This window comes from Streptomyces sp. DH12 (genome assembly GCF_020873895.1).
Lineage (GTDB): Bacteria > Actinomycetota > Actinomycetes > Streptomycetales > Streptomycetaceae > Streptomyces.
Genome location: NZ_JAHWGT010000034.1, coordinates 35,599 through 59,339 on the forward strand (window position 1 = coordinate 35,599; position 23,741 = coordinate 59,339).

Annotated in this window: 20 protein-coding genes; 13 read left to right on the forward strand and 7 right to left on the reverse strand. The window is 75.9% G+C overall.

The window, feature by feature from the left end; genetic code table 11:
- Positions 1-90: 90 nt before the first annotated feature.
- Complete coding sequence (locus LPA54_RS26150) at positions 91-1,515, reverse strand: DEAD/DEAH box helicase (protein ID WP_228982044.1); 1,425 nt, start codon at positions 1,513-1,515, stop codon at positions 91-93.
- A 545-nt stretch (positions 1,516-2,060) separates the two neighbouring features.
- Between LPA54_RS26150 and rox the strand changes: the two genes are divergently transcribed.
- The 4 genes from rox to LPA54_RS26170 all read left to right on the forward strand — a co-directional run bounded on the left by rox (position 2,061) and on the right by LPA54_RS26170 (position 6,573).
- Positions 2,061-3,542 (forward strand): rifampin monooxygenase, encoded by a 1,482-nt coding sequence (gene rox / locus LPA54_RS26155; RefSeq protein ID WP_228982046.1) that lies wholly within the window; start codon positions 2,061-2,063, stop codon positions 3,540-3,542.
- A 138-nt stretch (positions 3,543-3,680) separates the two neighbouring features.
- A complete protein-coding gene (locus LPA54_RS26160) occupies positions 3,681-4,436 on the forward strand; it encodes a (Fe-S)-binding protein (protein WP_228982048.1) in 756 nt (251 codons plus the stop codon).
- Positions 4,433-5,902, forward strand: coding sequence for a lactate utilization protein B (locus LPA54_RS26165; protein ID WP_228982050.1), 1,470 nt, complete (start codon positions 4,433-4,435; stop codon positions 5,900-5,902). Before LPA54_RS26160 ends, LPA54_RS26165 begins: the two co-directional genes overlap by 4 nt.
- Complete coding sequence (locus tag LPA54_RS26170; protein WP_228982052.1) at positions 5,899-6,573, forward strand: LUD domain-containing protein; 675 nt, start codon at positions 5,899-5,901, stop codon at positions 6,571-6,573. The genes LPA54_RS26165 and LPA54_RS26170 overlap by 4 nt, the downstream gene beginning before the upstream one ends.
- Before the next feature lie 83 nt (positions 6,574-6,656).
- On the opposite strand, the gene LPA54_RS26175 is transcribed toward LPA54_RS26170, so the two are convergent.
- Positions 6,657-7,562 carry a universal stress protein gene (locus LPA54_RS26175; RefSeq protein WP_228982054.1) on the reverse strand — a complete coding sequence of 302 codons (906 nt, stop codon included), beginning with the start codon at positions 7,560-7,562 and terminating at the stop codon, positions 6,657-6,659.
- Between the two features lie 290 nt (positions 7,563-7,852).
- Between LPA54_RS26175 and LPA54_RS26180 the strand changes: the two genes are divergently transcribed.
- Both LPA54_RS26180 and LPA54_RS26185 read left to right on the forward strand, forming a co-directional pair.
- Complete coding sequence (locus tag LPA54_RS26180) at positions 7,853-8,731, forward strand: universal stress protein (protein WP_228982056.1); 879 nt, start codon at positions 7,853-7,855, stop codon at positions 8,729-8,731.
- A gap of 225 nt (positions 8,732-8,956) precedes the next feature.
- On the forward strand, positions 8,957-9,421 hold the full coding sequence (locus LPA54_RS26185; protein ID WP_228982057.1) for a pyridoxamine 5'-phosphate oxidase family protein: 465 nt from the start codon (positions 8,957-8,959) through the stop codon (positions 9,419-9,421).
- 103 nt (positions 9,422-9,524) lie between these two features.
- Here the strand turns inward: LPA54_RS26185 and LPA54_RS26190 are convergent, their stop codons facing one another.
- Positions 9,525-11,909: a phosphoketolase gene (locus LPA54_RS26190; protein WP_228982059.1), complete on the reverse strand. Its 2,385-nt coding sequence runs from the start codon at positions 11,907-11,909 to the stop codon at positions 9,525-9,527.
- 178 nt (positions 11,910-12,087) lie between these two features.
- A complete protein-coding gene (locus LPA54_RS26195; RefSeq protein WP_228982061.1) occupies positions 12,088-13,098 on the reverse strand; it encodes a 2-hydroxyacid dehydrogenase in 1,011 nt (336 codons plus the stop codon).
- 549 nt (positions 13,099-13,647) lie between these two features.
- Here LPA54_RS26195 and LPA54_RS26200 point away from each other — a divergent pair.
- From LPA54_RS26200 to LPA54_RS26220, 5 genes are all read left to right on the forward strand, one after another.
- Positions 13,648-15,642, forward strand: coding sequence for a TrkA family potassium uptake protein (locus tag LPA54_RS26200; protein ID WP_228982121.1), 1,995 nt, complete (start codon positions 13,648-13,650; stop codon positions 15,640-15,642).
- Positions 15,643-15,983: 341 nt separating this feature from the next.
- Entirely contained in the window at positions 15,984-17,246 is a 1,263-nt protein-coding gene (locus LPA54_RS26205) for a sodium:proton antiporter (RefSeq protein WP_228982064.1), read from the forward strand.
- Between the two features lie 377 nt (positions 17,247-17,623).
- Positions 17,624-18,670 carry a glucose 1-dehydrogenase gene (locus LPA54_RS26210; protein ID WP_228982065.1) on the forward strand — a complete coding sequence of 349 codons (1,047 nt, stop codon included), beginning with the start codon at positions 17,624-17,626 and terminating at the stop codon, positions 18,668-18,670.
- 57 nt (positions 18,671-18,727) lie between these two features.
- Positions 18,728-19,240, forward strand: coding sequence for a DUF421 domain-containing protein (locus tag LPA54_RS26215; RefSeq protein WP_228982070.1), 513 nt, complete (start codon positions 18,728-18,730; stop codon positions 19,238-19,240).
- Between the two features lie 92 nt (positions 19,241-19,332).
- Positions 19,333-19,845 carry a gluconokinase gene (locus LPA54_RS26220; RefSeq protein ID WP_228982071.1) on the forward strand — a complete coding sequence of 171 codons (513 nt, stop codon included), beginning with the start codon at positions 19,333-19,335 and terminating at the stop codon, positions 19,843-19,845.
- A gap of 6 nt (positions 19,846-19,851) precedes the next feature.
- Here the strand turns inward: LPA54_RS26220 and LPA54_RS26225 are convergent, their stop codons facing one another.
- The gene (locus LPA54_RS26225; RefSeq protein ID WP_228982073.1) at positions 19,852-20,556 is read right to left on the reverse strand and encodes a hypothetical protein; all 705 of its coding nucleotides are present in this window, start codon (positions 20,554-20,556) and stop codon (positions 19,852-19,854) included.
- 283 nt (positions 20,557-20,839) lie between these two features.
- On the opposite strand from LPA54_RS26225, the gene LPA54_RS26230 reads away from it, so the two are divergent.
- Positions 20,840-21,439 (forward strand): DUF488 family protein, encoded by a 600-nt coding sequence (locus tag LPA54_RS26230; RefSeq protein WP_228982076.1) that lies wholly within the window; start codon positions 20,840-20,842, stop codon positions 21,437-21,439.
- On the forward strand, positions 21,436-21,585 hold the full coding sequence (locus LPA54_RS26235) for a hypothetical protein (RefSeq protein WP_228982078.1): 150 nt from the start codon (positions 21,436-21,438) through the stop codon (positions 21,583-21,585). The genes LPA54_RS26230 and LPA54_RS26235 overlap by 4 nt, the downstream gene beginning before the upstream one ends.
- Before the next feature lie 64 nt (positions 21,586-21,649).
- On the opposite strand, the gene LPA54_RS26240 is transcribed toward LPA54_RS26235, so the two are convergent.
- Entirely contained in the window at positions 21,650-22,576 is a 927-nt protein-coding gene (locus LPA54_RS26240; RefSeq protein ID WP_228982080.1) for a universal stress protein, read from the reverse strand.
- A 62-nt stretch (positions 22,577-22,638) separates the two neighbouring features.
- Positions 22,639-23,580, reverse strand: coding sequence for a universal stress protein (locus LPA54_RS26245; RefSeq protein ID WP_228982082.1), 942 nt, complete (start codon positions 23,578-23,580; stop codon positions 22,639-22,641).
- Positions 23,581-23,741 lie beyond the last annotated feature (161 nt).

The window sequence follows — 23,741 nt, forward strand, 5'->3', positions numbered from 1 at the left end:
GCGCGGCCGGGGCGGCCGCCCCGCTGCCCCGGCCCCGCTGCCGGCTCCGGTTCCCGGCGACCCCGACGGCCCCGGTCCCGCCTCCGGCTCTCAGCGGCCCCGGCGGACGCGGGCCGCCGCGCGGGCCTCCGCGGCCTTGCGGGCCTCGGCGGTCTTGCGGGACTCCTTCGCGGGCCGGCCCGTACGCGTGCCGAGCCCGCGGAAGGGGGCGTTGCCGGCGGCCGGCTTCGCCGCGGTCGGCGGGCGCTTCGCACCGGTGATGGCGGTCAACTGCTGCTCACCGGAACGGACCTGGGTGACCGTGGGGCGGATCCTGGCGTCGGACATCATCCTGTTCACGTCGCGCCGCTCGCCGGGCGTGACGAGGGTGACCACGCTCCCGGACTCCCCGGCGCGCGCCGTGCGCCCGCCGCGGTGCAGGTAGTCCTTGGCGTCGGCCGGCGGGTCGACGTTCACCACGAGGTCGAGCGCGTCGACGTGGATGCCCCGGGCCGCGACGTCGGTGGCCACCAGCACGGTGACCGCGCCCTCCTTGAACTGGGCGAGCGTGTGCGTGCGCTGCGGCTGCGACTTGCCGCTGTGCAGGGCGGCGGCCCGTACTCCGGCGGCGCGCAGGTGGCGGGTGAACCGGTCCACGCCGGCCTTGGTGTCCAGGAACATCAGCACCCGGCCGTCCCGCGCGGCGATCTCCGTCGCCACCGCGTACTTGTCGGCGGGGTGGACGTTGAGGACGTGGTGCTCCATCGTGCCGGCCGGGCCCGGCTCCCCGTCGACGGACACGCGTACCGGTTCGTGGAGGTACCGGCGAACCAGCTGGTCGACGTCGCCGTCGAGCGTGGCCGAGAACAGCAGCCGCTGCCCCCCGGGGCGTACCCGGTCCAGGACGTCCGTCACCTGCGGCAGGAAGCCGAGGTCGCACATGCGGTCCGCCTCGTCCAGCACGGTGGTGCGCACCTGGTCGAGGTGGCAGTCGCGCCGTGACACGAGGTCGGCGAGGCGCCCCGGGGTCGCGACGACGACGTCGGTCCCCGCCCGCAGCTGCGCCTGCTGCCTGTTGATCGACAGGCCGCCGACGACGGTCGCCATGCGCACGCCCAGCGCCCGCGCGTACGGCTCCAGCGCCTCGCCCACCTGCTGGGCGAGTTCGCGGGTCGGCACGAGGACCAGCCCGAGGGGCCGCTTCGCGTCCGCGCGCAGGCCCGCCGTCCGGACGAGCAGCGGCAGTCCGAAGGCGAGCGTCTTGCCGCTGCCGGTGCGGGCGCGGCCGAGGACGTCCCGGCCGGCCAGCGCGTGGGGCAGCGTGGCCGCCTGGACGGGGAAGGGCTCGGACACCTTGAGGTCGGTCAGCGTGCGCAGCAGCTCGGGCGGCAGGCCGAGCGCGTCGAAGGACGCGGCCGGGGCCGTGGCCGGTTCCGGTGACGGGGTCTTCGGCACGGCGGCGCCGTCGCTGGGCGCGGTCGCCCGCCGCGGGTCTTCCGCGCGGGGGTGATCGGAGGTGGGGGGCTTCGCGTTCATGGGGACCTTCCTCGGTGGAGCGCCCGGAACGCGCCGGGGCCCGTGCCCCTCGGCGCGGGCCCCGGCGGTGCGAAGCGTGCCTCCATTTTACCAGCGGGCCCCGAGGGGCCGGGCGGGCTAGCTGCCCGCGTACCGGCCCTGGGTCCTGTCCGGAAAGTCCCGCCTGGGCCGCGACGCCCGGCACGCACGCTCGCAAGGCGCCGGACGCCGTGGCCCCTGCCCTCCGGGCAGACGGCGCAACCTTCCGGACAGGACCCAGGCGGGGTGCCCGACGGGAGGCGCGCGGCGGACGTCCGCAGCCGGACAAAGACAAAGGCAAGGAGGTCACCGCCGCTCCTTGCCACTCTCAACGTATAGCGCACGGGGGGCCTTGCGGCAAGGCCCCGGTCGCCCCGCAGAATGGCGCACCTCACGCCGGAGCCCGCCGGAACGACCGGTCCGCGAGGTGCGCGGGTGCCCGTCGGCGCGGGGCCGGGCGTGAGGCGCGGCCGCGGCCGCGCTGGGCAGCCGAACGCGCTGCTCCTTACTCGTATGGGGGGCTTCGAATGATCGACGTGCTCGTGGTCGGCGCTGGGCCGACCGGTCTGATGCTCGCCTGTGAGCTGCGACTGGCCGGGGTGCGCGTGGTGGTGCTGGAGAAGCTGACCGAGCCGACCACGCAGTCCCGCGGTCGCGGCCTGCACGCCCGCAGCGTCGAGCTGACGGACCAGCGCGGACTGCTGGACCGGTTTCTCGCGGTGAGTGAGAAGTTTCAGGTCGGGGGTCTTTTCGGGGGCATCGTCAAGCCGTGGCCCGACGGGTTGGACACGGCCCATCCGTACGGTCTCGCCACTCCGCAGACGGTCACCGAGCGGCTGCTCGGCGAGCGGGCCCGCGAGTTGGGCGCCGAGGTCCGCCGGGGCTGTGAGGTGGTCGGGCTGGACCAGGACGACGACGGTGTGACCGTCGGTCTGGCGGACGGCACGTCCCTGCGCTCGCGCTACCTCGTCGGCTGCGACGGCGGCCGCAGCGCGGTGCGCGGGCTCCTGGGCGTCGGCTTCCCCGGTGAGCCCGCCACGGTGGAGACGCTGCTGGGCGACATGGAGCTCACCGAGGACCCGGCGACGGTCGCCGCGGTCGTCGAGGAGGTCCGCAGGACGCAGCTGCGGTTCGGCGCCGTACCGGACGTGGACGGCCAGGCGGGGGTGTACCGCCTCGTCGTGCCCGCCGAGGGGGTCGCGGAGGACCGTACGGCCGCTCCGACGCCGGAGGAGTTCCGGCAGCGGCTGCGGGCCGTCGCCGGGACGGACTTCGGGGCGCACTCGCCGCGGTGGCTGTCCCGGTTCGGGGACGCCACCCGGCAGGCCGAGCGCTACCGGGTCGGCCGGGTGCTGCTGGCCGGCGACGCCGCGCACGTCCACCCGCCGACCGGCGGGCAGGGTCTCAACCTCGGCATCCAGGACGCGTTCAACCTCGGTTGGAAGCTGGCCGCCGAGGTGGGCGGCCGGGCACCGGAGGGCCTGCTGGACACCTACCACGCCGAACGGCACCCGGTGGGCGCGGCCGTGCTCGCCAACACCCGCGCCCAGATGACCCTGCTGGGAACCGGCCCCGGGGCGACGGCCCTGCGCGAGCTGTTCGCCGAGCTGATGGACTTCGAGGAGGTGAACCGGTACGTCACCGGGATGATCACCGCGGTCGACGTCCGCTACGACCTGGGCGAGGGGCACGAACTCCTCGGCCGGCGGCTGCGGGACGTGAAGCTGGAGCGGGGCCGTCTCTACGAGCTGATGCACGACGGCCGCGGCATCCTGCTGGACCGGACCGGCCGGCTCTCCGCGGCGGGCTGGGAGGACCGCGTCCACCACGTCGTGGACGCGGGCGGGGAACCGGACGTGCCCGCCCTGCTGCTGCGCCCGGACGGCCACGTCGCCTGGGTCGGCGAGGACGGGCAGGGCCTGCTCGACGCGCTGTCCCGGTGGTTCGGTGCCGCGAACGCCGCGCACGGGCCCACCCGGGCCGGCACGTCCCCCCTGGGCGTGTCCTGACGGCGCCGCCGCGCGGGACCCGGCGGACCCGGTGGGCCGGTGGGGTGCCGCACGGGACGGGCCGTGACGGCCGCGGCTGGGTACGGTTCCTGACACCCTGTCCGACCGGACCCCACCGACCGAGACGAAGGAGCCGCGATGCGTGTCGCCCTCTTCCTCACCTGCGTCAACGACGCGCTCCATCCGGACACGGGCCGTGCCGTGGTGAGGCTCCTGACCCGGCTGGGCGTCGACGTCGACTTCCCGACGGGGCAGACGTGCTGCGGACAGCCGCACTACAACACCGGCTACCGGCGCCAGGCGGAGCCGCTCGCCCGCCGGTTCGCCGAGGTGTTCGGCGGCTACGACGCGGTGGTCACCCCGTCCGGCTCCTGCGGGGCCATGGTGCGCGAGCTGTATCCGCGCATGGGCGAGCGGGCCCGGGCGGAGGGCCGGGGGAACGGGCTCGCCCTCGCCGTCGCGCCCGTCGTCCCGAGGACCTACGAGCTGACGGAGTTCCTCGTGGACGTCCTCGGGGTCACCGACGTGGGGGCGTACTACCCGCACACCGTGACGTACCACCCGACCTGCCACGGGCTGCGCGGCCTCCGCCTCGGGGACCGGCCGTACCGGCTGCTGCGGGCCGTGCGGGGGCTGCGGCTCGTGGAGCTGCCCGGCGCGGAGGAGTGCTGCGGCTTCGGCGGCACGTTCGCCGTGAAGAACGCCGACGTATCCGCCGCGATGGGCGCGGACAAGGTGCGCCACGCCGCCTCGACCGGCGCCGACGCGCTGTGCGCGGCCGACAACTCCTGTCTGCTGCACCTCGGAGGCATGATGCGCCGCATGGAGGTCGGGGTCCGCCCCGTCCACATCGCCGAGATCCTGGCGAGCACCGCACAGGAGGCCCGCGCGTGAGCGGTACGTACCTCGGCATGCCGTCGTTCCCGCGGGCGGCGCGGCGGGCGGTGCGGGACGCGACCCTGCGCGGGAACCTGCGGCACGCCACCCGCACCATCCGCGACAAGCGCGCCGCCGCCGTCGCCGAACTCGACGACTGGGCCGAGCTGCGCGAGGCCGGGAAGCAGATCAAGGACCGCACCCTGCGCCACCTCGACCACCACCTGCTCCGGTTGGAGCGGGCGGTCACCGCGGCGGGCGGGACGGTGCACTGGGCGGCCGACGCCGCCTCGGCGAACCGCATCGTCACCGACCTGGTCAAGGCCACCGGCGAGACCGAGGTCGTCAAGGTCAAGTCGATGGCCACGCAGGAGATCGGCCTCAACGAAGCCCTCTCGGCGGCGGGCATCCGCGCCTACGAGACGGACCTGGCGGAACTGATCGTGCAACTCGGCGACGACCGCCCCTCCCACATCCTCGTCCCCGCCATCCACCGCAACCGCGCCGAGATCCGCGACATCTTCGCCCGGCACATGGCCGACTGGGGCCGCCCCGCGCCCGACGGCCTCACCGACGTTCCCGCCGACCTCGCCGAGGCCGCCCGCCTCCACCTGCGGGAGAAGTTCCTCCGCGCCAAGGTCGGGATCTCCGGCGCGAACTTCATGGTCGCCGAGACCGGCACCCTCGTCGTCGTCGAGTCGGAGGGCAACGGCCGCATGTGCCTGACCCTCCCCGAGACCCTCATCTCGGTCGTGGGCATCGAGAAGACCGTCCCCACCTGGCAGGACCTGGAGGTCTTCCTCCAGCTCCTGCCCCGCTCCTCCACCGCCGAGCGCATGAACCCCTACACCAGCACCTGGACCGGCACCACCGACGGCGACGGCCCCCGCGCCTTCCACCTCGTCCTCCTCGACAACGGCCGCACCGACGCCCTCGCCGACACCGTCGGCCGCCAGACCCTGCGCTGCATCCGCTGCTCCGCCTGCCTCAACGTCTGCCCCGTCTACGAACGCGCCGGCGGCCACGCCTACGGCTCGACCTACCCCGGTCCGATCGGCGCCGTCCTCACCCCCCTGCTCCGCGGCACGGCCACCCCGCTCGACGCCTCCCTCCCCTACGCCTCCACGCTCTGCGGCGCCTGCTACGACGTGTGCCCCGTCGCCATCGACATCCCGGAAGTCCTCGTGCACCTGCGCGAACGGGTCGTCGAGGGCGGCGAGGTGACCCGGCGCGGCGTACGGACCACCCTGCGGCCGGCGAAGGGCCACGCGGCGGAGCGGGCCGCGATGCGCGCCGCCCGCTGGGTGTTCGACCACCCGGCCGCCCTGCGTGCCGGCGGGCGCCTGGCCGCCGGCACCCGGCGGTGGCACCCGCGGCGGCTGCCCGGCCCCGGCCGGGCGTGGACGGACAGCCGCGACCTGCCCGAGGTACCGGCGGAGCCGTTCCGGGACTGGTGGCAGCGGACGCGGGGAGGGGCGCGATGAGCGGCGACAGGGACCGGGTGCTCGCCCGGGTGCGCCGCGCCCTGGCGGACGTGCCGCGCGGCGAGCGGCCGCAGGACGTACCGGTGGAGCGCGCGTACGCGCGGGCGCACGACGACATGGCGGACGGGCGGAGCGTCGACCTGCTGGCCCGCAACCTCGCCGAGTACCGGGCGGTCGTGCACCGCGTCGCGGACGGCGGCCTGCCGGAGCTGCTCGCGCGGCTCCTCGCCGCCCGGGGCTCGACGTCGGTGCTGGTGCCGCCGGGCCTGCCGCCCGGCTGGTCGGCGGCGTGGGAGGCCAGGCCCGTGCACGACCGGGGGGCGTCGACCGCGCGCGAGCTGGACGCCGTGGACAGCGTGGTCACCGGGTGCGCGCTGGCCGTCGCGGAGACGGGCACGATCGTCCTGGACGGCGGGCCCGACCAGGGCAGGCGGCGCATCACGCTCGTCCCCGACCACCACGTCTGCGTCGTCCGCGTCCCCGACCAGGTCGTCTCCTCGGTGCCGCAGGCCCTCGCCCGGCTCGACCCGACCCGCCCGCTGACGTGGATCTCCGGTCCGTCGGCCACCAGCGACATCGAGCTGGACCGGGTCGAGGGGGTGCACGGCCCGCGCCGTCTCGACGTCGTCCTGCTGACGGCGGACCGCCCCGGTCTGGCCGCCCCCGGCTGACCGGCCCCCGCCGACCGCCACTGCCACCGGCCCCGCTGTCCGGCCCCGCGCCCGGCCCGCTGCCCGGCCCGCGGGCGGCGCGGTCAGTCGTGCGGCACGACCGCGACGGGGGCCGGGCTGTGGTGGACGACGGCGTGGGTGACTGCCCCGATGTGGGCGCCGACGCGCGTGCGGCGGTTCCTGCGGCCCACCACGACGAGTCGGGCGTCCCGCGCGGCCTCCGCGAGGTCCCGCGCCGGCCGTCCGCGGCGGCACGTCCGTACGACGGGCACACCGGGGTACTTGTCCGTCCACGGGGCGAGCGCCTCGTCGAGGGACCGGCACGCGTCCCGGTCGATCTCCGTCAGCAGCAGCGGCAGCGCGGCCATCACGTCGGGCCCGTACAGCGTCGGGACGGCCCAGCTGTGCAGCACCCGCACTCCGCAGCCGTACCGGTCGGCCGCGGCGAAGCCGAAGGCGAGCGGCTCGTCGCACGGCCGGAACACGTCCAGCCCGATGACGACGTCACCCGCGGCGCCGAGGCCCGGGGCCCCCGGCTCCGGAGCGTCCCCGCCGGGCGCGGGACGGGCGTGGTCGTGCGGGCGGACCAGGACGACGGGGCGCCGTGCGCGGGCGAGCACGGCCAGCGAGACGGACCCGGCCAGGAAACCCGCCAGACCGCCCAGCCCCCGCGAGCCCAGCACCAGCGGCTCCGCCCCGTCGGCGGCGGCGCACAGCGCCTCGACCGGGTCGCCGCACGTCCACTCCGTCTCGACGTCGAGGCCGGGGTGGCGGCGGTGCAGCCGCCTCCGGGCCGCACCGAGCGTCCGCTCGCCCCACCCGCGCGCGGTCGCCGGGTCGACCAGGCGGGTCCGCGGGTCGTCGTCGCCGTCCCACACCTGGAGCAGGAGCAGCGGCACCCCCCGCCGCAGTGCCTCGGCGGCGGCCCAGTCCACGGCGGCGAGGCTTTCCCGGGACCCGTCGAGGCCGACGGTGACGGTGTGGGGCATGGCGGGGCTCCTCGGCAGGGCGGGTACGGGGTGCGCCCCCACGGTGGTCGACCCGCGCCGCCGGCACAGGGGGCCGCAGGTCCCTGCCGGGGGCCGATGGTCCCTCCCCCGCCCGGCGGGGGACCCCTCCCGTACGGCGGGACCTGCGGGCGGCCTCCGCGCGGTGGCCCGAACGGCCGTCCCACGAGGGCCGACCGGCCCTCGGCGAGCGGCTCCGCGCCGGGTGATGATCGGCGACGGAGAGCCCGGCCGGAGCGGCCGTGCCCGTCGAACCGTATGGAGGCCATCCCATGACCCGCGCCATCGCCGTAGGAGTGGACGGATCCGCGGAAAGCCTGGCCGCGGCCGACTGGGCGGCGCACGAGGCCGCGCTGCGCGGGGTGCCGCTGCGCATCGTGCACGCCTGGCTCTGGCAGCCGCTGGACGTGCCCGTCGTACAGGACAGGCAGACGCAGGCCGAGGCGGCCCAGGCCGTGCTGCGCGAGGCGCGGACGCGCGTCGCCGACCGGTACCCGGACCTCGCCCTCTCCGTCGAGGTGCTGCACGACACGGCGGTCGCCGCGCTGCTGCGGGAGGCGGCGGCGGCCGACATGTTGGTCCTCGGCTCGCGGGGGTACGGGGCCCTCGTCGGCTTCCTCGTCGGCTCGTACGGGCAGCAGGTGATCGCCGCCGCGGAGCGGCCCGTGGTGTCCGTGCGGGCCGGGGACGGGGGCGCCCTCGCCCTCCGCGCGACGGGCGGAGAGGTCGTCGTCGGCCAGCAGGGCGAGCCGGAGGAGAGCGCCGCGGTGCTCGGCTTCGCCTTCGAGGCGGCGGCCGCGCGCGGCGCGGCCGTACGGGCCGTCCGGGCATGGAGCCTGCCGTCGATCTACGCCTACAGCCCCGGCTCGCTGCGCCTCGCCGACGAGGCGGGAGGGCTGGAGCCGTTCGAGGAGAAGGCGCTGGCGGAGGCGCTCGCCCCGTGGCGGGAGCGGTACCCGGACGTCCCGGTCGTCGAGCACGTCGAGCTGGGCAGCGCGGGGCAGGTCCTGCTCTCGGCGCTGACGGACGCGCGGCTGCTCGTCGTCGGCCGCAGGGCGCGCCGCGGACCGGTGGGGACCCGTATCGGGTCGGTCGCGCACGCCGCGCTGCACCACGCACCCTGCCCCGTCGCGGTCGTACCGCACGACTGACGTCCCCGGGCCCGCCGGGCAGGGATCGTGTGGCCCTGCCCGGCGGGCCCGTGCCTGTGGCCTTCGTACCCCCGGCCGATCGTGCGCCCCCGCCGGCGGGACGTGGGGGCATCCGGCCGGGACGCACGGGCCCTTCGGCCCTGCCGCGCCGCCGGGTGCCGGGGGACGCTGGTCGCCGGGCGCCCGAGTGCCCGGGGGACGAGCACGGAGCCGAAGGTGGACATCATGAAGGACCAGGCCGCGCGACCGACGGTGGACGGGCGCCGTGAGGCCGTGGCGCCGCGGCGGGTGGCGCCACTCGACCGCGCCGAGGCACTGCGGCTGCTGGGCACCGTCTCCCTGGGCCGCATCGTGTTCACCCAGCGGGCGCTGCCGGCCGTCCGCCCGGTCAACCACCTCATGGACGGCGACGACGTCATCGTGCGGCTGCACGACGGCGCGACGCTCGCCTCCCTGGTGGCGCCCGCGGACGCGCCGGGCATCGTGGTGGCCTACGAAGCCGACGCCATCGACCCCGAGACGCACGTCGGCTGGAGCGTGGTGGTCACCGGGTACGCCCGCCGGGTCACCGACGCCGCCGACCTCGCGCGCTTGGCCGCCCGCCTCCGCCCGTGGGCGCACCACCCAGCCGTCAACGCCGCCCTGCGCATCCGCCCGGACCTGGTGACGGGCCTGCGCCTCGTCCCGTAGCGGCCCGGGCCCGGCCGGCGGCGACCGGCGCCCGCCCCCGCGCTCCCCGGCCGCGGCAGGGGAGACCCGGGGGCAGGCCGGAGGCGCGGGGGCCGGCAGGTGGTCAGCCGGTCCACGTCCAGTCTGCGACCTCGGGCATGTCGGTGCCGTGCTCCCGGATCCAGGCGTGGTGGCGGACGCGCGCGTCGGCCATGGCCTGCCGCACCCCGGCGGCGCGTACGCCGAGGCCGGGGACGCGGTCGATGACGTCCATCACGAGCCGGTAGCGGTCGAGGTCGTTGCGGACGACCATGTCGAAGGGGGTCGTGGTGGTGCCGACCTCCTTGTACCCGCGCACGTGCAGGTGCGGGTGGCCGGTGCGGCGGTAGGCCAGGCGGTGCACCAGCCAGGGGTAGCCGTGGTACGCGAAGACCACCGGCCTGTCCGGGGTGAACAGCGCGTCGTACTCGGCGTCGGACATCCCGTGAGGGTGCTCCTCCCGCGGCATGAGCCGGGTCATGTCGACCACGTTCACCACCCGGACCGCGAGTTCGGGCAGGTGGCGCCGCAGCAGGGTGACCGCCGCCAGGACCTCCTCGGTGGGTACGTCGCCGGCGCAGGCCAGCACCACGTCGGGCTCGCGCGTGCCGTCCTCGCTGCCCGCCCACTCCCACACCCCGGCGCCGCGGGCGCAGTGGGCGTGGGCGTCGTCGAGGGAGAGCCAGTCGAAGCAGGGCTGCTTGCCGGCGACGATCACGTTGACGTGGTCGCGGCTGCGCAGGGCGTGGTCGGCGACGCACAGGAGGGTGTTGGCGTCCGGGGGGAGGTGGACGCGGACGACTTCGGGGCTCTTGTTGAGGACGTGGTCGACGAAGCCGGGGTCCTGGTGCGAGAAGCCGTTGTGGTCCTGACGCCAGACGTGGGAGGTCAGCAGGTAGTTGAGGGAGGCGACGGGGGCGCGCCAGTGCAGGGCCCGGGAGGTCCCGAGCCACTTGATGTGCTGGTTGACCATGGAGTCGACGATGTGGACGAACGCCTCGTAGCAGGAGAACAGTCCGTGGCGGCCGGTGAGGAGGTAGCCCTCCAGCCAGCCCTGGCAAGTGTGCTCGGAGAGGATCTCCATGACGCGGCCGTGCCGGTCGAGGTGCTCGTCCGTGTCGAGGACGGGCTCCTGCCACGCCTTGCCGCTCGCCCCGTACACCGCCTGCAGGCGGTTGGACGCGGTCTCGTCGGGGCCCACCAGCCGGAAGTCGCGGCGGTCGGCGGTGGCCGCCATGACGGCCTCCAGCAGGTCCCCGAGGACCCGGGTCGGCTCGTGGCGGGTGCCGCCCGGCCGGTCCACCGGCACGGCGAAGCGCTCCAGGGGCGGCATGGGCAGGTCGCGGAGGAGCAGACCGCCGTTGGCGTGGCGGGTCGCGCCCAGCCTTCGTTCGCCGTCCGGGACGCAGTCGAGCACCTGCGGCCGCGGCCTGCCGTCCTCGTCGAAGAGCTCCTCGGGACGGTAGGAGCGCAGCCACGCCTCCAGTTGCCCGCGGTGCGCCGGGTCGTCGCGGACGCCGGACAGGGGCACCTGGTGGGCGCGCCAGGTGCCTTCGACGGGCAGGCCGTCGACCTCGGCGGGCCCGGTCCACCCCTTGGGGGTGCGGAGCACGATCACGGGCCACCGGGGCCGCCCTCCCCCGCCCCCGTCGCGCGCCTCGCGCTGGATGTGCCGGACGCGGTCGAGCGCCGTGTCCATCGCGGCGGCCATGGCCCGGTGCACCCGGTGCGGCTCGTCGCCGGTGACGTGCAGGGGGTCGTGTCCGTATCCGCGCAGCAGCTCGTCGAGCTCCTCCTCCGGGAGCCGGGCGAGCACGGTCGGGTTGGCGATCTTGTAGCCGTTGAGGTGGAGGACGGGCAGGACCGCTCCGTCCCGGACCGGGTCGAGGAACTTGTTGGAGTGCCAGGAGGCGGCGAGCGGCCCGGTCTCCGCCTCGCCGTCGCCGATGACGCACGCCACCACGAGGTCGGGGTTGTCGAACGCGGCGCCGTAGGCGTGGGAGAGCGCGTAGCCGAGCTCGCCGCCCTCGTGGATGGACCCGGGGGTCTCCGGCGCCACGTGGCTCGGCACCCCGCCGGGGAAGGAGAACTGCCGGAAGAGCCGGGTCATGCCCTCCTCGTCCCGGCTCACGTCCGGGTACGTCTCGGTGTAGCTGCCTTCGAGCCAGGAGTTGGCGAGTACCGCAGGACCGCCGTGGCCGGGGCCCCAGACGCACAGGGCGTCCAGGCCGCGCCGCCGGATCACCCGGTTGAGGTGGGTGTACACGAGGTTGAGGCCGGGGGACGTGCCCCAGTGGCCCAGCAGGCGCGGCTTGATGTGCGCCGCCTCCAGCGGTTTCCTCAGCAGCGCGTTGTCCATGAGGTAGATCTGCCCGACCGACAGGTAGTTGGCCGCCCTCCAGTGGGCGTCGACCGCGGCGAGTTCCCCGTCGGTGAGCGGGGAGCCTTCCGGACGCTCGTCGTTGCTCATGCTTCCTCCGTCTCGTGGGGGCCGCCGGCGCGCCTTGCCCCGGGGGGGTGCCGGCGCCGCACGGCCCGGCACGGACCGCGGCTCTCCCGGGCGGCCCCCGCCTCATGGTCGTCCGTGTACCGCCCGCGGGCACCGTGACACCGGCCGCGCGGCGGCGGGAAGGGCCGGATGGGCCCGGTCACGGGGCCGCGGGTCCCGGCGGCACCAGGACGTCGTCGCCGGTCCGTCCGGCGAGGTAGTCGTCGATGTTGCGGACCGTGGTGCCGACGATCTGCGTCACGGCGTCCCGGGTGAAGTACGCCTGGTGGGAGGTGATCAGCACGTTTCGGAAGGTCATCAGCCGGGCGAGGACGTCGTCGGTCATCACCTCCAGCGACTTGTCGAGGAAGAACACCCCCGCCTCCTCCTCGTAGACGTCGAGCGCGACACCGTCGAGACGACCGGCGCGCAGGGTCTCCACCAGGGCGCGGGCGTCGATGAGGCCGCCGCGGCCGGTGTTGACGAGGATGGCGTCCCGTCGCATCAGCGCGAGCGCCGCGGCGTCCACCAGGTGGTGGGTCTGCGGGACGAGCGGTACGTGCAGGCTGATCAGGTCGGACTCCGCGAAGAGGCGGTCCCGCTCGACGTACTCCATGCCGAGTTCCCGGCACGCGGGGTTCTCGGTGACGTCCCAGCCGAGGAGCCGCATGCCGAAGCCGTGCGCGATCCGCGCGAACGCCGTGCCGATCTTGCCGGTGCCGAGGACGCCGACGGTCCTGCCGCGCAGGTCACGGCCCATCAGGCCCGCGAGGCGGAAGTCGAACTCCCGGGTCCGCCCGACCGCCCTGACCAGCCGGCGATTCACCGCGAGGGCCAGCGTCCAGGCGAACTCGGCCACCGAGTACGGCGAGTAGGACGACACCCGGGCCACCCCGACGCCGACCCTGCGGGCCGCGTCGAGGTCGATGTTGTTGTAGCCGGTGGAGCGCTGGACGACCATGCGGGTGCCGCCCTCGCGCAGGACGGCCAGGACGGCCGCGTCGAGGACGTCGTTCACGCTGCTGCAGAGGATCTCGTACCCGGCGGCCGTAGCCGCGGTGTCCCCGTCGAGGAAGAAGTCGAGGCACCGGATCCGGTGGCGGTCGGCGAGCGCCGCCTCCAGCAGGGGACGTTCGTCGGGGACCACCCCGTACGCGACGACCTCGACCATGCGCGGCTCCTCTCCCGTGCCCGTGCCCGCCCCCGCGACCGTGGCGCCTGCCCGTCGCCGGGGGTCCGCCGCGCGTACGCGGCTGCCGTGGTCGCCGCGCGGGACGGCGGCCCGCTGTCCCTTCCTACGGCACCCGGGGCACCGCCCGCCACCGGTCGCACGCACCGGGAGCCCGGGCGGCCGGCGTGCCGGCGCCGCCCGCGCCGGTGGCCGGCGTGGCGCTCCGGCCGGACCGGCCCCGGCCGCACGGCGGCGACACACGACCGCGGCGGCACGGCGGCGGCACGGGCCGCCCGGGAACACTGCCGGACGCCGGCAGTGTCGCTTCACCCACCCAGGTGGGACGATCCCCCGGACGGCACGGCCGTGCGGCGGCCGACCCCAGCACGCGGAGACCGGGCACGCGCCGGCGGTGGTCGCCGTGCCCGGCGGGGGCCTCCCGCCTCGCCCGGGTGCGGCGGGCCGGGCCCGGCCGGGCGGCGGGAGGGGAAGGGGGGAGACATGGCGGAGTCGCCACGGCGGAACCAGGAGGCGCAGCCCACCGGTCACATGGTGGTCTGCGGCGACGACGGGCTCGCCCACCGCCTGGCCGGCGAACTGCGGAACGTCTACCGCGAACCGGTCGTGCTGGTCGTCCCCGGCGGCCGTGCCGAGGGCCGCCCGGAGGGGCGGCCCTGCCCCGTGTCCCGCGCGGCCGGCCCGGTGGGCGGGTCCGGCCCCGCGGCCGGGGGCCCCGCCGGCGCCACCGCGGACGACGACGCCGGCGGACGGCCCCTCCCGCCGATCCGGGAGGTCCTGTCCGACTCCCCCACGGAAACGGCCCTCCTGCACGCCGGGATCGGCCGTGCCGCGGCCCTGGCCCTGCTGTACGAGGACGACGAGACCAACCTGCGCGCGGCGCTCGCCGCCCGCCGCCTCAGCCCCGGGCTCCGGCTGGTGGTCCGCATGTACAACCGCAAGCTCGGGCAGCACATGGAGGAACTCCTCGACCAGGCCGCGCTCCTGGCCGAGCCCGGCATGGACCGGGCGGCACTGGAGGCGTCCACGACCGTGCTCTCCGACGCGGACACCGCCGCCCCCGCGCTCGCCGCCACCGCCGTCGCCGGGACGAGCAAGGTGGTCCAGGCCGACGGCCTGCTGCTGTGCGCGGCGGAGCGGACCCCGCCCGGTCGCGGCCGGGTACCGGACCCCGGTCTGTGCACGCTGGCGCTCCTGTCGTCGACCGCGTCCGACCCCGCCGGTGCCGAGGGCTCCGACGCGAGCGGCTCCCAGGGGCCGCTGATGCTCCCCGACGACCGGACCGTGCGGGCGGCCGCGGGGCGCGGCACCGTCGTCCTGGAGACCGTCCGGCACACCGCCCCCGCCCGGCCGCCGCGCCGCCCCTCCCGCAGGGGCGCTCCGTTCGGCGAGCTGTTCTCGGGCAGGCTGCGGTGGGCGCTGGCGGGCATCGTCGCCTCGGTGCTCGCCCTGACGGTGACCACCACCGTGCTCACCGACGCCGACCCCGTGCACGCCGCCTACCTGACGCTCCTCGACCTGTTCTCGATCAACGACCCCGCCGTCGACGAGCCGGTCACGCGCCAGGTCCTCCAGTTGCTGGCCGGCCTCGTCGGCCTCGCCCTGCTCCCCCTCCTCGTGGCCGGCGCCCTCGAAGCGCTCGGCACCTTCCGCGCCACGGGGGCGCTGCGCCGGCCGCCGCGCGGCCTCTCCGGCCACGTCGTGCTCCTCGGCCTGGGCAAGGTCGGCGCCCGCGTCCTGTCCCGCCTGCGCGAACTCGACATCCCCGTCGTGTGCGTCGAGGAGGACCCCGAGGCCCGCGGGCTGCCGCTCGCCCGCCGTCTTGGCGTACCGGTCGTGCTCGGCGACGTCACCGAGGAGGGCGTCCTGGAGTCCGCCAAGGTGCACCGCGCGCACGCGCTGCTCGCGCTCACCAGCTCCGACACGACGAACCTCGAAGCCACCCTCTCCGCCCGGACCCTCAAGGCGGACCTGCGGGTGGCGCTGCGCCTGTACGACGACGACTTCGCCACCGCCGTCCACCGCACCCTGCGCGCCGCCCACCCGACCGCGCTCACCCGCAGCCGCAGCGTCACCCACCTCGCCGCACCCGCGTTCGCCGGCGCCATGATGGGCCGGCAGGTCCTGGGCGCCATCCCCGTCGAACGGAAGGTCCTGGTCTTCGCCGCCCTGCTCGTGGCCGGACACCCCCGGTTCGAGGGCCGGACCGTCGCCGAGGCGTTCCGGCCGGGCGCCTGGCGGATCGTCGCCCTCGACACGGCCGACCCGGCGGCCCGCCGCCCCGACCTGGCCTCGGCCCACCGCGACGGCGAGCAGCCGCAGCTGCTGTGGGACCTCCACCCCGGCTACGTGCTGCGGCCCGAGGACCGCGTCGTGGTCGCCGCGACGCGCGGTGGCCTCGCCGACCTCCTCGGCCGGGGCACGGCGCCGCGCGGGACGCCCCCCGGCCCGCGGCGGCGGCCGGCGGGCCCCGGCCGGAGGGAGGCGCCGGGAGACACACCTGGGGCCTCGGCGGCGGGGACGTGAGTCGCGGGGCCGGTACACGGGCGGGGCCGGTACCCACCCGGGGCCGTCACATGCCCGGGGCCGGTACCCACCCGGGGCCGGTGCGCCCCGGGAACCGGTCGCCGTCGGGGCGGTGAGGCGCGCCCTCCCCGCCGTCCGCCGCCCGGGCCCCGTCATGACCAGGCCGTCAGCGGGTAGGCGCGCGGTCGTTGCCGAGGGCCCCGGTGTGCCGCGGGACCGCGCGCACCCCGGGCTGTCGTCAAGGGCGCGGAAGCAGGGTGTGAGGTCCGCACCGGAGTGCCGGGCAGCCTGGTCGGCGAAGCGGCAACACAACCGATCTCGCCGGAACGGGAGTCTTTCGTATGGTGCTCGTGGCCGTCTTCGGCGCCGCCCTGCTCATCGCGGTGCTGCTCTCCGGGCTCGCGGCCCGGACGGTGCTCTCCACGTCGTTCCTCTTCCTCGTCGGCGGCGCGCTCGTCAGCGACGGCTTCCTGGGGCTGATCCACATCACCCCGGACAGCGGGATCGTCGCCGTCACCGCCGACCTCGCCCTGTTCGCGGTGCTGTTCACCGACGGCATGCACGTGTCGTTCCCGAAGCTGCGCGCGAGCTGGAAGAGCCCGGCCCGGGCGCTGGGCCTCGGGATGCCCCTCGCCTTCGTCGGCATGGCGCTGGTGACCCACTACCTGGTCGGTCTGGACTGGACGACGTCGTTCCTCGTCGGCGCCGTCCTGGCACCGACGGACCCGGTGTTCGCCTCGGCGATCGTGGGCCGCAAGGAGGTGCCGGCGAAGCTGCGCCAGCTGCTGAACGTGGAGAGCGGCATCAACGACGGACTGGCGCTCCCGGTCGTCCTGGTCCTCATCGCCGCGGCCGGCCCGAGCAACGGCGGCACCGAGACGTCCCTCGGGATGATCGCCCTGGAGCTGGGGCTGGGGCTGGCGTTCGGCGTGCTGCTGCCGCTGCTGGTCAACGGGCTCGTGCGGTTCCGTCTGCTCGGGGCCGAGCCGAAGCTGCAGCCGATGCTGCCGCTGGCCACCGGCATCCTCCTGTACGCCGTGTGCCACCTGACCCACGCCAACCCGTATCTGGCCGCGTTCTCGGCGGGCGCGGTGATCGTCGCCGTGGCGCCCGAGGCCAAGGCGGCCTTCGAGCCCCTCGGGGAGGCGCTGGCGGAGCTGGCGAAGTTCGCCGCCCTGCTGGTCTTCGGCGCGCTGCTGACGCCGCAGCTCTTCGGGGACCTCTCCGTGGGCGGGTACGTCGCGGTGGTCCTGGCGATCGTGCTCATCCGCCCGGCGTCGATGCTGCCGTCGCTCGTCGGCACGCGGTTCGACCGCCGGGAGCGGATGGTGGCCGCCTGGTTCGGGCCCAAGGGGTTCGCGTCGGTCGTGTACGGCCTGCTGGTTCTCCAGGCGGGCATCCCGCAGGGCGAGGAGGCGTACACCCTGATCGCGGTCTGCATCGCCTTCTCGATCATCGCCCACAGCAGCACCGACGTCCCCATCGCCCGGCTGTTCGAGGTCGACGACCTCGCCGGCATCCCGGGCGGCGACGACGACACGTCGACGACGCCGACGGCGGCAGACGGCCAGGCCGGCACCGGCGACGCCGCCGGGAAGCGCTGAGCACGCGCACGCCGTGGGCCGGTGGCGCGTCCGGGCCGGCCGTACCGTACGTCGGCGGGGCGGTCAGGGCCGCGCCGGCGCGCAGGAGGAGCGCGACGGGGTCCGATGTGCGGTGGGTGAGGCGCATGGGCTTCCTGTGTTCCGGTTGGTCGTCGGGGGCCGAGCCGGGGCGCGCGGTGGCGGTGACGCGACCCGGTGGTGTGGACCGGCGCGTGCACCGGGTGCCCCGGAGGTCGGCGGGGCCGGGCGTGCGTACTCGCCGCCGAAACAGGTACACGTCTCGCTGGGCGTGCCGCTCGACATCCCCGCCGCCACCGCGACGGCCGTGATCGGCGCGGCCGACACGACGAGCGAGTGGAGAGGGAGGCGGACGACCGATGCGCGCCTTGACCGTACGGCCCGGCCGGAAGGACTCGTTGGAGGTGCGGCGGCTGCCCGACCCCTCCCCCGCGGACGGGGAGCTGCTGGTGCGGGGGCTGGCGGTGGGCGTGTGCGGCACGGACCACGAGATCGCGGACGGCGAGTACGGATGGGCGCCGCCGGGCCGCGACCGGCTCGTCCTCGGGCACGAGTCGCTGGGCCGCGTGGAGCGGGCCGCGCCGGACAGCGGGTTCGCGGCCGGGGACCTGGTGGCCGGGGTGGTGCGCCGACCGGACCCCGTACCGTGCGGCGCGTGCGCCCGCGGGGAGTTCGACATGTGCCGCAACGGCCGCTACACCGAGCGCGGCATCAAGGAGGTCGACGGCTACGGCTGCGAGCTGTGGTGCGTGGAGAGCGACTACGCGGTGCGCCTCCCCGCGCACCTGGAGTCCGTCGGCGTGCTCGTCGAACCGACCTCCGTGGTGGCCAAGGCGTGGGAGCAGGTGGAGCGCGTGGGCGGCCGCTCCTGGTTCGAGCCGCGGCGGGTCCTGGTGACCGGCGCCGGCCCGATCGGGCTGCTGGCCGCCCTCCTCGGCACGCAGCGCGGACTGGAGGTGCACGTCCTGGACCGCGTGACCGACGGGCCGAAGCCTCCGCTGGTACGGGACCTGGGCGCCGTCTACCACACCGACGACGCGGCACAGGTGATCGAGAAGGTCTGCCCGGACGTCATCGTCGAGGCCACCGGGGCCGGCGGCGTGGTCCTCGCCGCGCTGACCGGTACGGCCAGGTACGGGGTGGTGTGCCTGACCGGCGTGTCACCCGCCGGGCGCCGCGTGACCGTGGACGCCGGATCGGTCAACCGGGACATCGTGCTGGAGAACGACGCCGTGGTCGGCTCCGTCAACGCGAATCTGCGGCACTACGGGCAGGCCGCCGACGCCCTGGCGAAGGCCGACCCGGCCTGGCTGGAGCGCCTGATCACCAGGCGGGTCCCCCTCGGACGCGCCACCGAGGCGTTCCGGCGGGAGCCTGACGACGTCAAGGTCGTCATCGATCTGTAGGGCACGGGTCGGGTGCTCCGGGTGGGAGGGCCGCTCCCGCGGGGTACCGGTCGGTGCATGTTCTTCGACACCTGGAACGGACTCGCCCGCGTCCTGGTCATGGCGGCACTGGCGTACCCGCTGCTCATCGCGGCGGTGCGGGCGTCGGGCAAGCGGACGCTGTCGAAGATGAACGCCTTCGACCTGGTCGTCACCGTCGCCCTGGGCTCGACGCTCGCCACCATCGTGCTCAACCGCCAGGTCTCCCTCGCCGAGGGCGCCCTCGCGCTCGGCTCCCTGGTGGCCTTGCAGTACGCCACCGCCTGGGCGTCGGCCCGCCACCGCGGGGTGCGGCGCCTGGTGAAGGCCGAACCGACGCTGCTCCTCCACGACGGCCGCATGCTCGGTGAGGCCATGCGCCGCGAACGCGTCACCCCCGACGAGGTCCGCCAGGCCATCCGCACCCAGGGCACCGGCGCGGTGGAGCAGGTACAGGCGGTGGTGCTGGAGACGGACGGCAGCTTCAGCGTGATCCCCCGCTCGCAGTCCGGCTCGGGCACCGCCATGGACGACGTGGCTCCGGCTCCCTAGGTCCTGTCCGTGACGCTCTCTCCGCGCGGGCGCCGGAGCGGCGACGGCCGTTGACCGGCCGTCAGTTCACCCTCCTGCGTTAGCCTGAGGTGATGGTCTGGGAAGAGGACGCTCCGCTGGTCGTGGTGATGGGTGTGTCGGGCACCGGCAAGACGACGATCGGGCAGTCGCTGGCGCGATCTCTGGAGGTGCCGTTCGCAGAGGCGGACGACTTCCACCCGCCGGAGAACGTGGCCAAGATGCGCGCCGGCATCCCCCTGGACGACGAGGACCGCGGCCCGTGGCTGGACACCATCGCGCGGTGGCTGCGGGACCGGCGGGGCCGGGGCGGGGTCATCACCTGCTCGGCGCTCAAACGGCGCTACCGGGACCGTCTCGTCTCGGCCGCCCCGTCGGTGTTCTTCGTCCACCTGCACGGCTCGGCGGAGCTCATCGCCGAGCGCATGGCGGCACGCCGGGGCCACTTCATGCCGCTGTCGCTGCTCCGCTCGCAGCTCGACGCCCTGGAACCGTTGGCGGCCACGGAGCGCGGGGCCCGCGTCCCCGTCGACGGCACCGTCGAGGAGACCACCCGGAAGGCCGTCACCGCCGTACGGGGGTCGTAGACGGCGTCATGCGCCGGGCCGGTCCGCGCGGCCCTCCGCCGGAGGGGGGACCGTCCCGCGTCTCCTGCGGTCGTCGACGAAGTAGGCGCCGAAGGCGCCCGCCAGCGTGGCGAACACCGTGACGGAGTACAGGGCGAGCACGAGTTCGACGACCTGCCCGTAGGGCGTGACCGCCCCCACCGGCTCGCCGCTGACCGCCATCAGCGCCGTGGCGTGCAGCGTACGGGCGAACGACACCGTCCGTTCGTCGAACTCGTGCAGCAGCTCCCCCGCGGCGACCACCACGATGACGGTGACCATGCCCAGCCACGCGAGACGGTCGCTGAGCAGGCGCCCCGCCGACCGGGAGGAGCGGACGGTCGAGGAGAGCACCCGGCCCGTGCGCAGCAGGCGCAGCGAGCGCATGAGGCGCAGGACGCGCAGGAACGGCAGGGCGAGGAAGACCACCTGCCACCAGTTGCGGCGCAGGAACCGGCCGCGGTGCGGGGCCAGGACGAGTCGGACGGCGAACTCCGCGACGAAGGCGCCCCACAGCAGCCAGCCGACGACCGCCAGGGCGATGTGCAGCGGCGTTCCGGGCCTGGCCATCCGCTCGCCCACCACGATGAGCAGGAACAGCAGACCGAGGCCGCTCATCACCGGCGTGAGCCGGTCCAGCAACTCCTGCGCCAGACGCTCACGCGTCGCCTCGTGCTCGGAACCGCCCGTCACGCCATCCGCCCCCTCGGTTTCCCCACGGCGCTGCCCCTGCCGGTCCCCCGGCGCCCGCGGCTCCGCCCGCGACGCCGTGGCGCTGGCCGGAGCCCTACCCCGGTGACGGTGGTGCACCCGGAAAGGTCTGCCAGTCGGACCACGGCCCTCCGTTTGCGCCGGGCCGGGCGGTGATACCCGTCCTGGGCCGGCGGCGCTCCGCCGCGCCGGCCGCAGTGGCGAGCACGGCACGGCACAGCACGGCACAGCACGGCACCCGTACGCGGAACCCGGGAGCGGACCCATGACGCAGCTGATCACCTTCGGTCACGGCACGGCCGGCCGGTCGGCGTTGGCGGAGCTGCTGCGCCGGGCCGGCGTCGCGGCGGTGGTGGACGTCAGGACGGCGCCCGGCAGCCGCCGGGACCCGGACATGTCACGGCAGCGGCTCGCCGAGTGGCTGCCCGAGGAGGGCGTCGCGTACCGGTGGGAGCAGGACCTGGGGGGATTTCGCAGAGCGGCACCGGACTCGCCCGACACGGTCTGGCGCAACGCCTCCTTCCGGGGCTACGCCGGGCACACCCGCACCCCGGAGTTCGTCGCCGGCGCGGAACGGGTGCTGGAGCAGGCGGCGCGGGAGCGCACGGCGGTGATGTGCAGCGAGGCGGTGTGGTGGCGGTGCCACCGCCGTCTGATCGCCGACTTCGCCGTCGTGGCGCGCGGGGTCCCCGTCGACCACCTCATGCACGACGGCCGCCTGACGCCGCACTCCCCCACCCCGGGAGTGCGGCTCCGACCGGACGGCCTCCTCGTCTACGACGTGGAGGACGGCTCCGCGTCCTCACAGGACGGTCGTGGGGCGCGGGGCAGCCGGCGGGGCGACACGACGGACGGGCGGGGGTGAGCCCGTGGAGTGGGTCCTTTCCGGCCCACCACCCGGAGAGCCTCGCGACGCTCCTCGGGCAGCGGTTCCCGCACGTCGAGGCGCACCCGATGGAGGTCTTCGCCGCCCACGCGCGCGACCACCGCCGTGTCCCGGTCCGCGCCTGAGGCCCGCGCCCGGTGGTCGCGGGCCGGGAGGGGCGCTCCTCCCGTCGCGGTGGCCTCGGTGCCGTCACTCCTGCGCGGGCGCGGGGACGACGGCCACCGGGCACCGCGCCGTCTGCAGCACCTCCGCACCGACCGAGCCGAGCAGGAGGCGGCGCAGGCCGGTGAGGCCGCGCGAGCCGACGACGAGCACCGTCGCCCCGCGCCCCCACTCGACCAGGACGTCGGCGGGGCGGCCGGGCACCACGTGCGCGTCGGCCCTCACCTGCGGGTAGCGGCCCGCGAACCGGGACGCCTCCCGGTTCAGGATCCCGCTCGCCGCGTCGTGGTCGGCGTCGGCCTCCGGCAGCGGTTCGACCGGACCGGGCGGCAGCAGGCCGAAGACCGGCGGCACCACACCGACCGGGCCGGGGGACAGGAGGCGCACGTCGTCCGCGTACACGAGGTCCACGGGGACGCCGCGGCGGTCGGCCTCCGCGTAGCCGAGGTCGAGCGCCTCGTCGCAGACGTCGTCGACGTCGACCCCGATCACCACGGGGCCGTGCGGCCGGTGGGCGGTCGCGGCCCGTTCCGGGTCGACGACGACCACCGGGCAGTGCGCGTGCGTGACGACCTGCCGGCTGACCGACCCCGTGTGCAGGCGCGGGAAGCCGCCGCCCCGGTGGCCCAGCACGAGCAGTGCCGCCTCCTCGGAGAGTTCGACGAGCGTGCCGACCGGGTGCCCCACCGGCAGTTCACCGGTCACCGTCACGTCGGGGTACTGGAGGTGGACGAGTTCCTCGACGCCCTCCACGACGGCGGCGCCGTGCGCCGTGGACTCCGGCGAACGGACATGGTCGTCGGCCGGGGCCAGGAGCGGTACGGCGTGGACGAGCCGCAGGTCCGTATGGCGCAGGGCGGCCTCCTCGGCCGCGAACCGCACGACCGCGTGCGGGACGCCTTCGTCGATCCCCGCCACGACCGGTCCGGCGTGCTCGTACGGTGTGCTGCTCATGCGGCCGCCCTCCTTGCGGAAGCCGTGTGCCGGCCGCCACCCCGGCACGGGGAGGAGGCGGTTCAGCCGCCGTCCGGGGTGTCCGGGGCGGCGTCGAGGGCGTCCGGGGCCGGGGTCACGGCGACGGGGCACTCGGCCGTGTGCAGGACCTCCGCGCTGACCGACCCGAGGAGGAGCCGGCGCAGGCCGGTCCGGCCGCGGGAGCCGACGACGAGCAGGGAGGCGTCCCGCGACGCCTCGGCGAGGAGGGTCGCCGGGCGGGTGTGCTCGATGCGCAGCTCGGCCTGGACGGCGGGGTGGCGGTGGCGCCGCCGGTCGATCTCCTTCGTGAGGAAGTCCCGGGCGCCCTGGTCCAGGGTCGCGAAGTCCGGGGGCACCATGCCGATCGGGCCGGTGGGGACCATGCCGGGGCTGAAGGCGCCGTGGACCAGCTCCAGGCGGGCCCCGCGCAGCTCCGCCTCGACGTAGGCGAGGTCCAGGGCGTCCAGGGAGGCGTCACCGGTGTCCACGCCGACCACGACGCGGCCCGCCCCCGGCCGGTCCGGCTCCTCGGCCGCCCCCGGGCGCACGACGATGACCGGGCACTGCGCGTGGGTGGCGACCTGCCAGCTGACCGAGCCCAGCGGGAGCCGGGGGAAGCCGCCGCTGCCGCGGTGGCCGATCACGATCATCTCCGCGTCCCGGGACCGCTCGACCAGTACGGCCGCCGCGTGCCCGAGGGGGAGCTCCCCCGCGACGGTCACCTCGGGGACCGCGGACCGTGCGAGGTCCTCGAAGCGGCGCAGGTGGTGCGCCCCCTCGCGCGCCGCCGGTCCACCCTCGCCACCGTCGTCGGGCCCGCCGACCAGGCCGCTCAGCGGCAGCGGGATCGCGTGCGCGATGTGCAGGGGTCGGCCGCGGAGCGCCGCTTCCCGTGCGGCGAAGAGGACCAGGTGCTCCTGGCCCGGCCCCTCGTCCACGCCGACGATGATCGGCTTCTCGCGGCTGGGTTCGGCGCTGCTCATGACCACACTCCCGGCGGGTCGCTCCAGTGGGCGGACGGTACGGGTACGGGCCCGGACGGGTACCCCGGCGGGGCGGGCCGAGACATGCCGTTCCGGATCCGTGCCGGGCCGTGGCGTCGCCGGCCCGCCCGGGTGCCGGGCGGGCCGGGAGCCGCCCGTGC

Excerpts from the sequence above, each read along its gene's own strand:
- LPA54_RS26160 (WP_228982048.1), top strand. The coding sequence starts at position 3,681 with ATGCGTGTCGCCCTCTTCCTCACCTGCGTCAACGACGCGCTCCATCCG.
- LPA54_RS26245 (WP_228982082.1), bottom strand. The coding sequence starts at position 23,580 with ATGAGCAGCGCCGAACCCAGCCGCGAGAAGCCGATCATCGTCGGCGTG.
- LPA54_RS26185 (WP_228982057.1), top strand. The coding sequence starts at position 8,957 with ATGAAGGACCAGGCCGCGCGACCGACGGTGGACGGGCGCCGTGAGGCC.
- rox (WP_228982046.1), top strand. The coding sequence starts at position 2,061 with ATGATCGACGTGCTCGTGGTCGGCGCTGGGCCGACCGGTCTGATGCTC.
- LPA54_RS26205 (WP_228982064.1), top strand. The coding sequence starts at position 15,984 with ATGGTGCTCGTGGCCGTCTTCGGCGCCGCCCTGCTCATCGCGGTGCTG.
- LPA54_RS26220 (WP_228982071.1), top strand. The coding sequence starts at position 19,333 with ATGGTCTGGGAAGAGGACGCTCCGCTGGTCGTGGTGATGGGTGTGTCG.
- LPA54_RS26195 (WP_228982061.1), bottom strand. The coding sequence starts at position 13,098 with ATGGTCGAGGTCGTCGCGTACGGGGTGGTCCCCGACGAACGTCCCCTG.
- LPA54_RS26200 (WP_228982121.1), top strand. The coding sequence starts at position 13,648 with ATGGTGGTCTGCGGCGACGACGGGCTCGCCCACCGCCTGGCCGGCGAA.
- LPA54_RS26210 (WP_228982065.1), top strand. The coding sequence starts at position 17,624 with ATGCGCGCCTTGACCGTACGGCCCGGCCGGAAGGACTCGTTGGAGGTG.
- LPA54_RS26180 (WP_228982056.1), top strand. The coding sequence starts at position 7,853 with ATGACCCGCGCCATCGCCGTAGGAGTGGACGGATCCGCGGAAAGCCTG.
- LPA54_RS26215 (WP_228982070.1), top strand. The coding sequence starts at position 18,728 with ATGTTCTTCGACACCTGGAACGGACTCGCCCGCGTCCTGGTCATGGCG.
- LPA54_RS26175 (WP_228982054.1), bottom strand. The coding sequence starts at position 7,562 with ATGCCCCACACCGTCACCGTCGGCCTCGACGGGTCCCGGGAAAGCCTC.
- LPA54_RS26170 (WP_228982052.1), top strand. The coding sequence starts at position 5,899 with ATGAGCGGCGACAGGGACCGGGTGCTCGCCCGGGTGCGCCGCGCCCTG.
- LPA54_RS26150 (WP_228982044.1), bottom strand. The coding sequence starts at position 1,515 with ATGAACGCGAAGCCCCCCACCTCCGATCACCCCCGCGCGGAAGACCCG.
- LPA54_RS26240 (WP_228982080.1), bottom strand. The coding sequence starts at position 22,576 with ATGAGCAGCACACCGTACGAGCACGCCGGACCGGTCGTGGCGGGGATC.
- LPA54_RS26230 (WP_228982076.1), top strand. The coding sequence starts at position 20,840 with ATGACGCAGCTGATCACCTTCGGTCACGGCACGGCCGGCCGGTCGGCG.
- LPA54_RS26190 (WP_228982059.1), bottom strand. The coding sequence starts at position 11,909 with ATGAGCAACGACGAGCGTCCGGAAGGCTCCCCGCTCACCGACGGGGAA.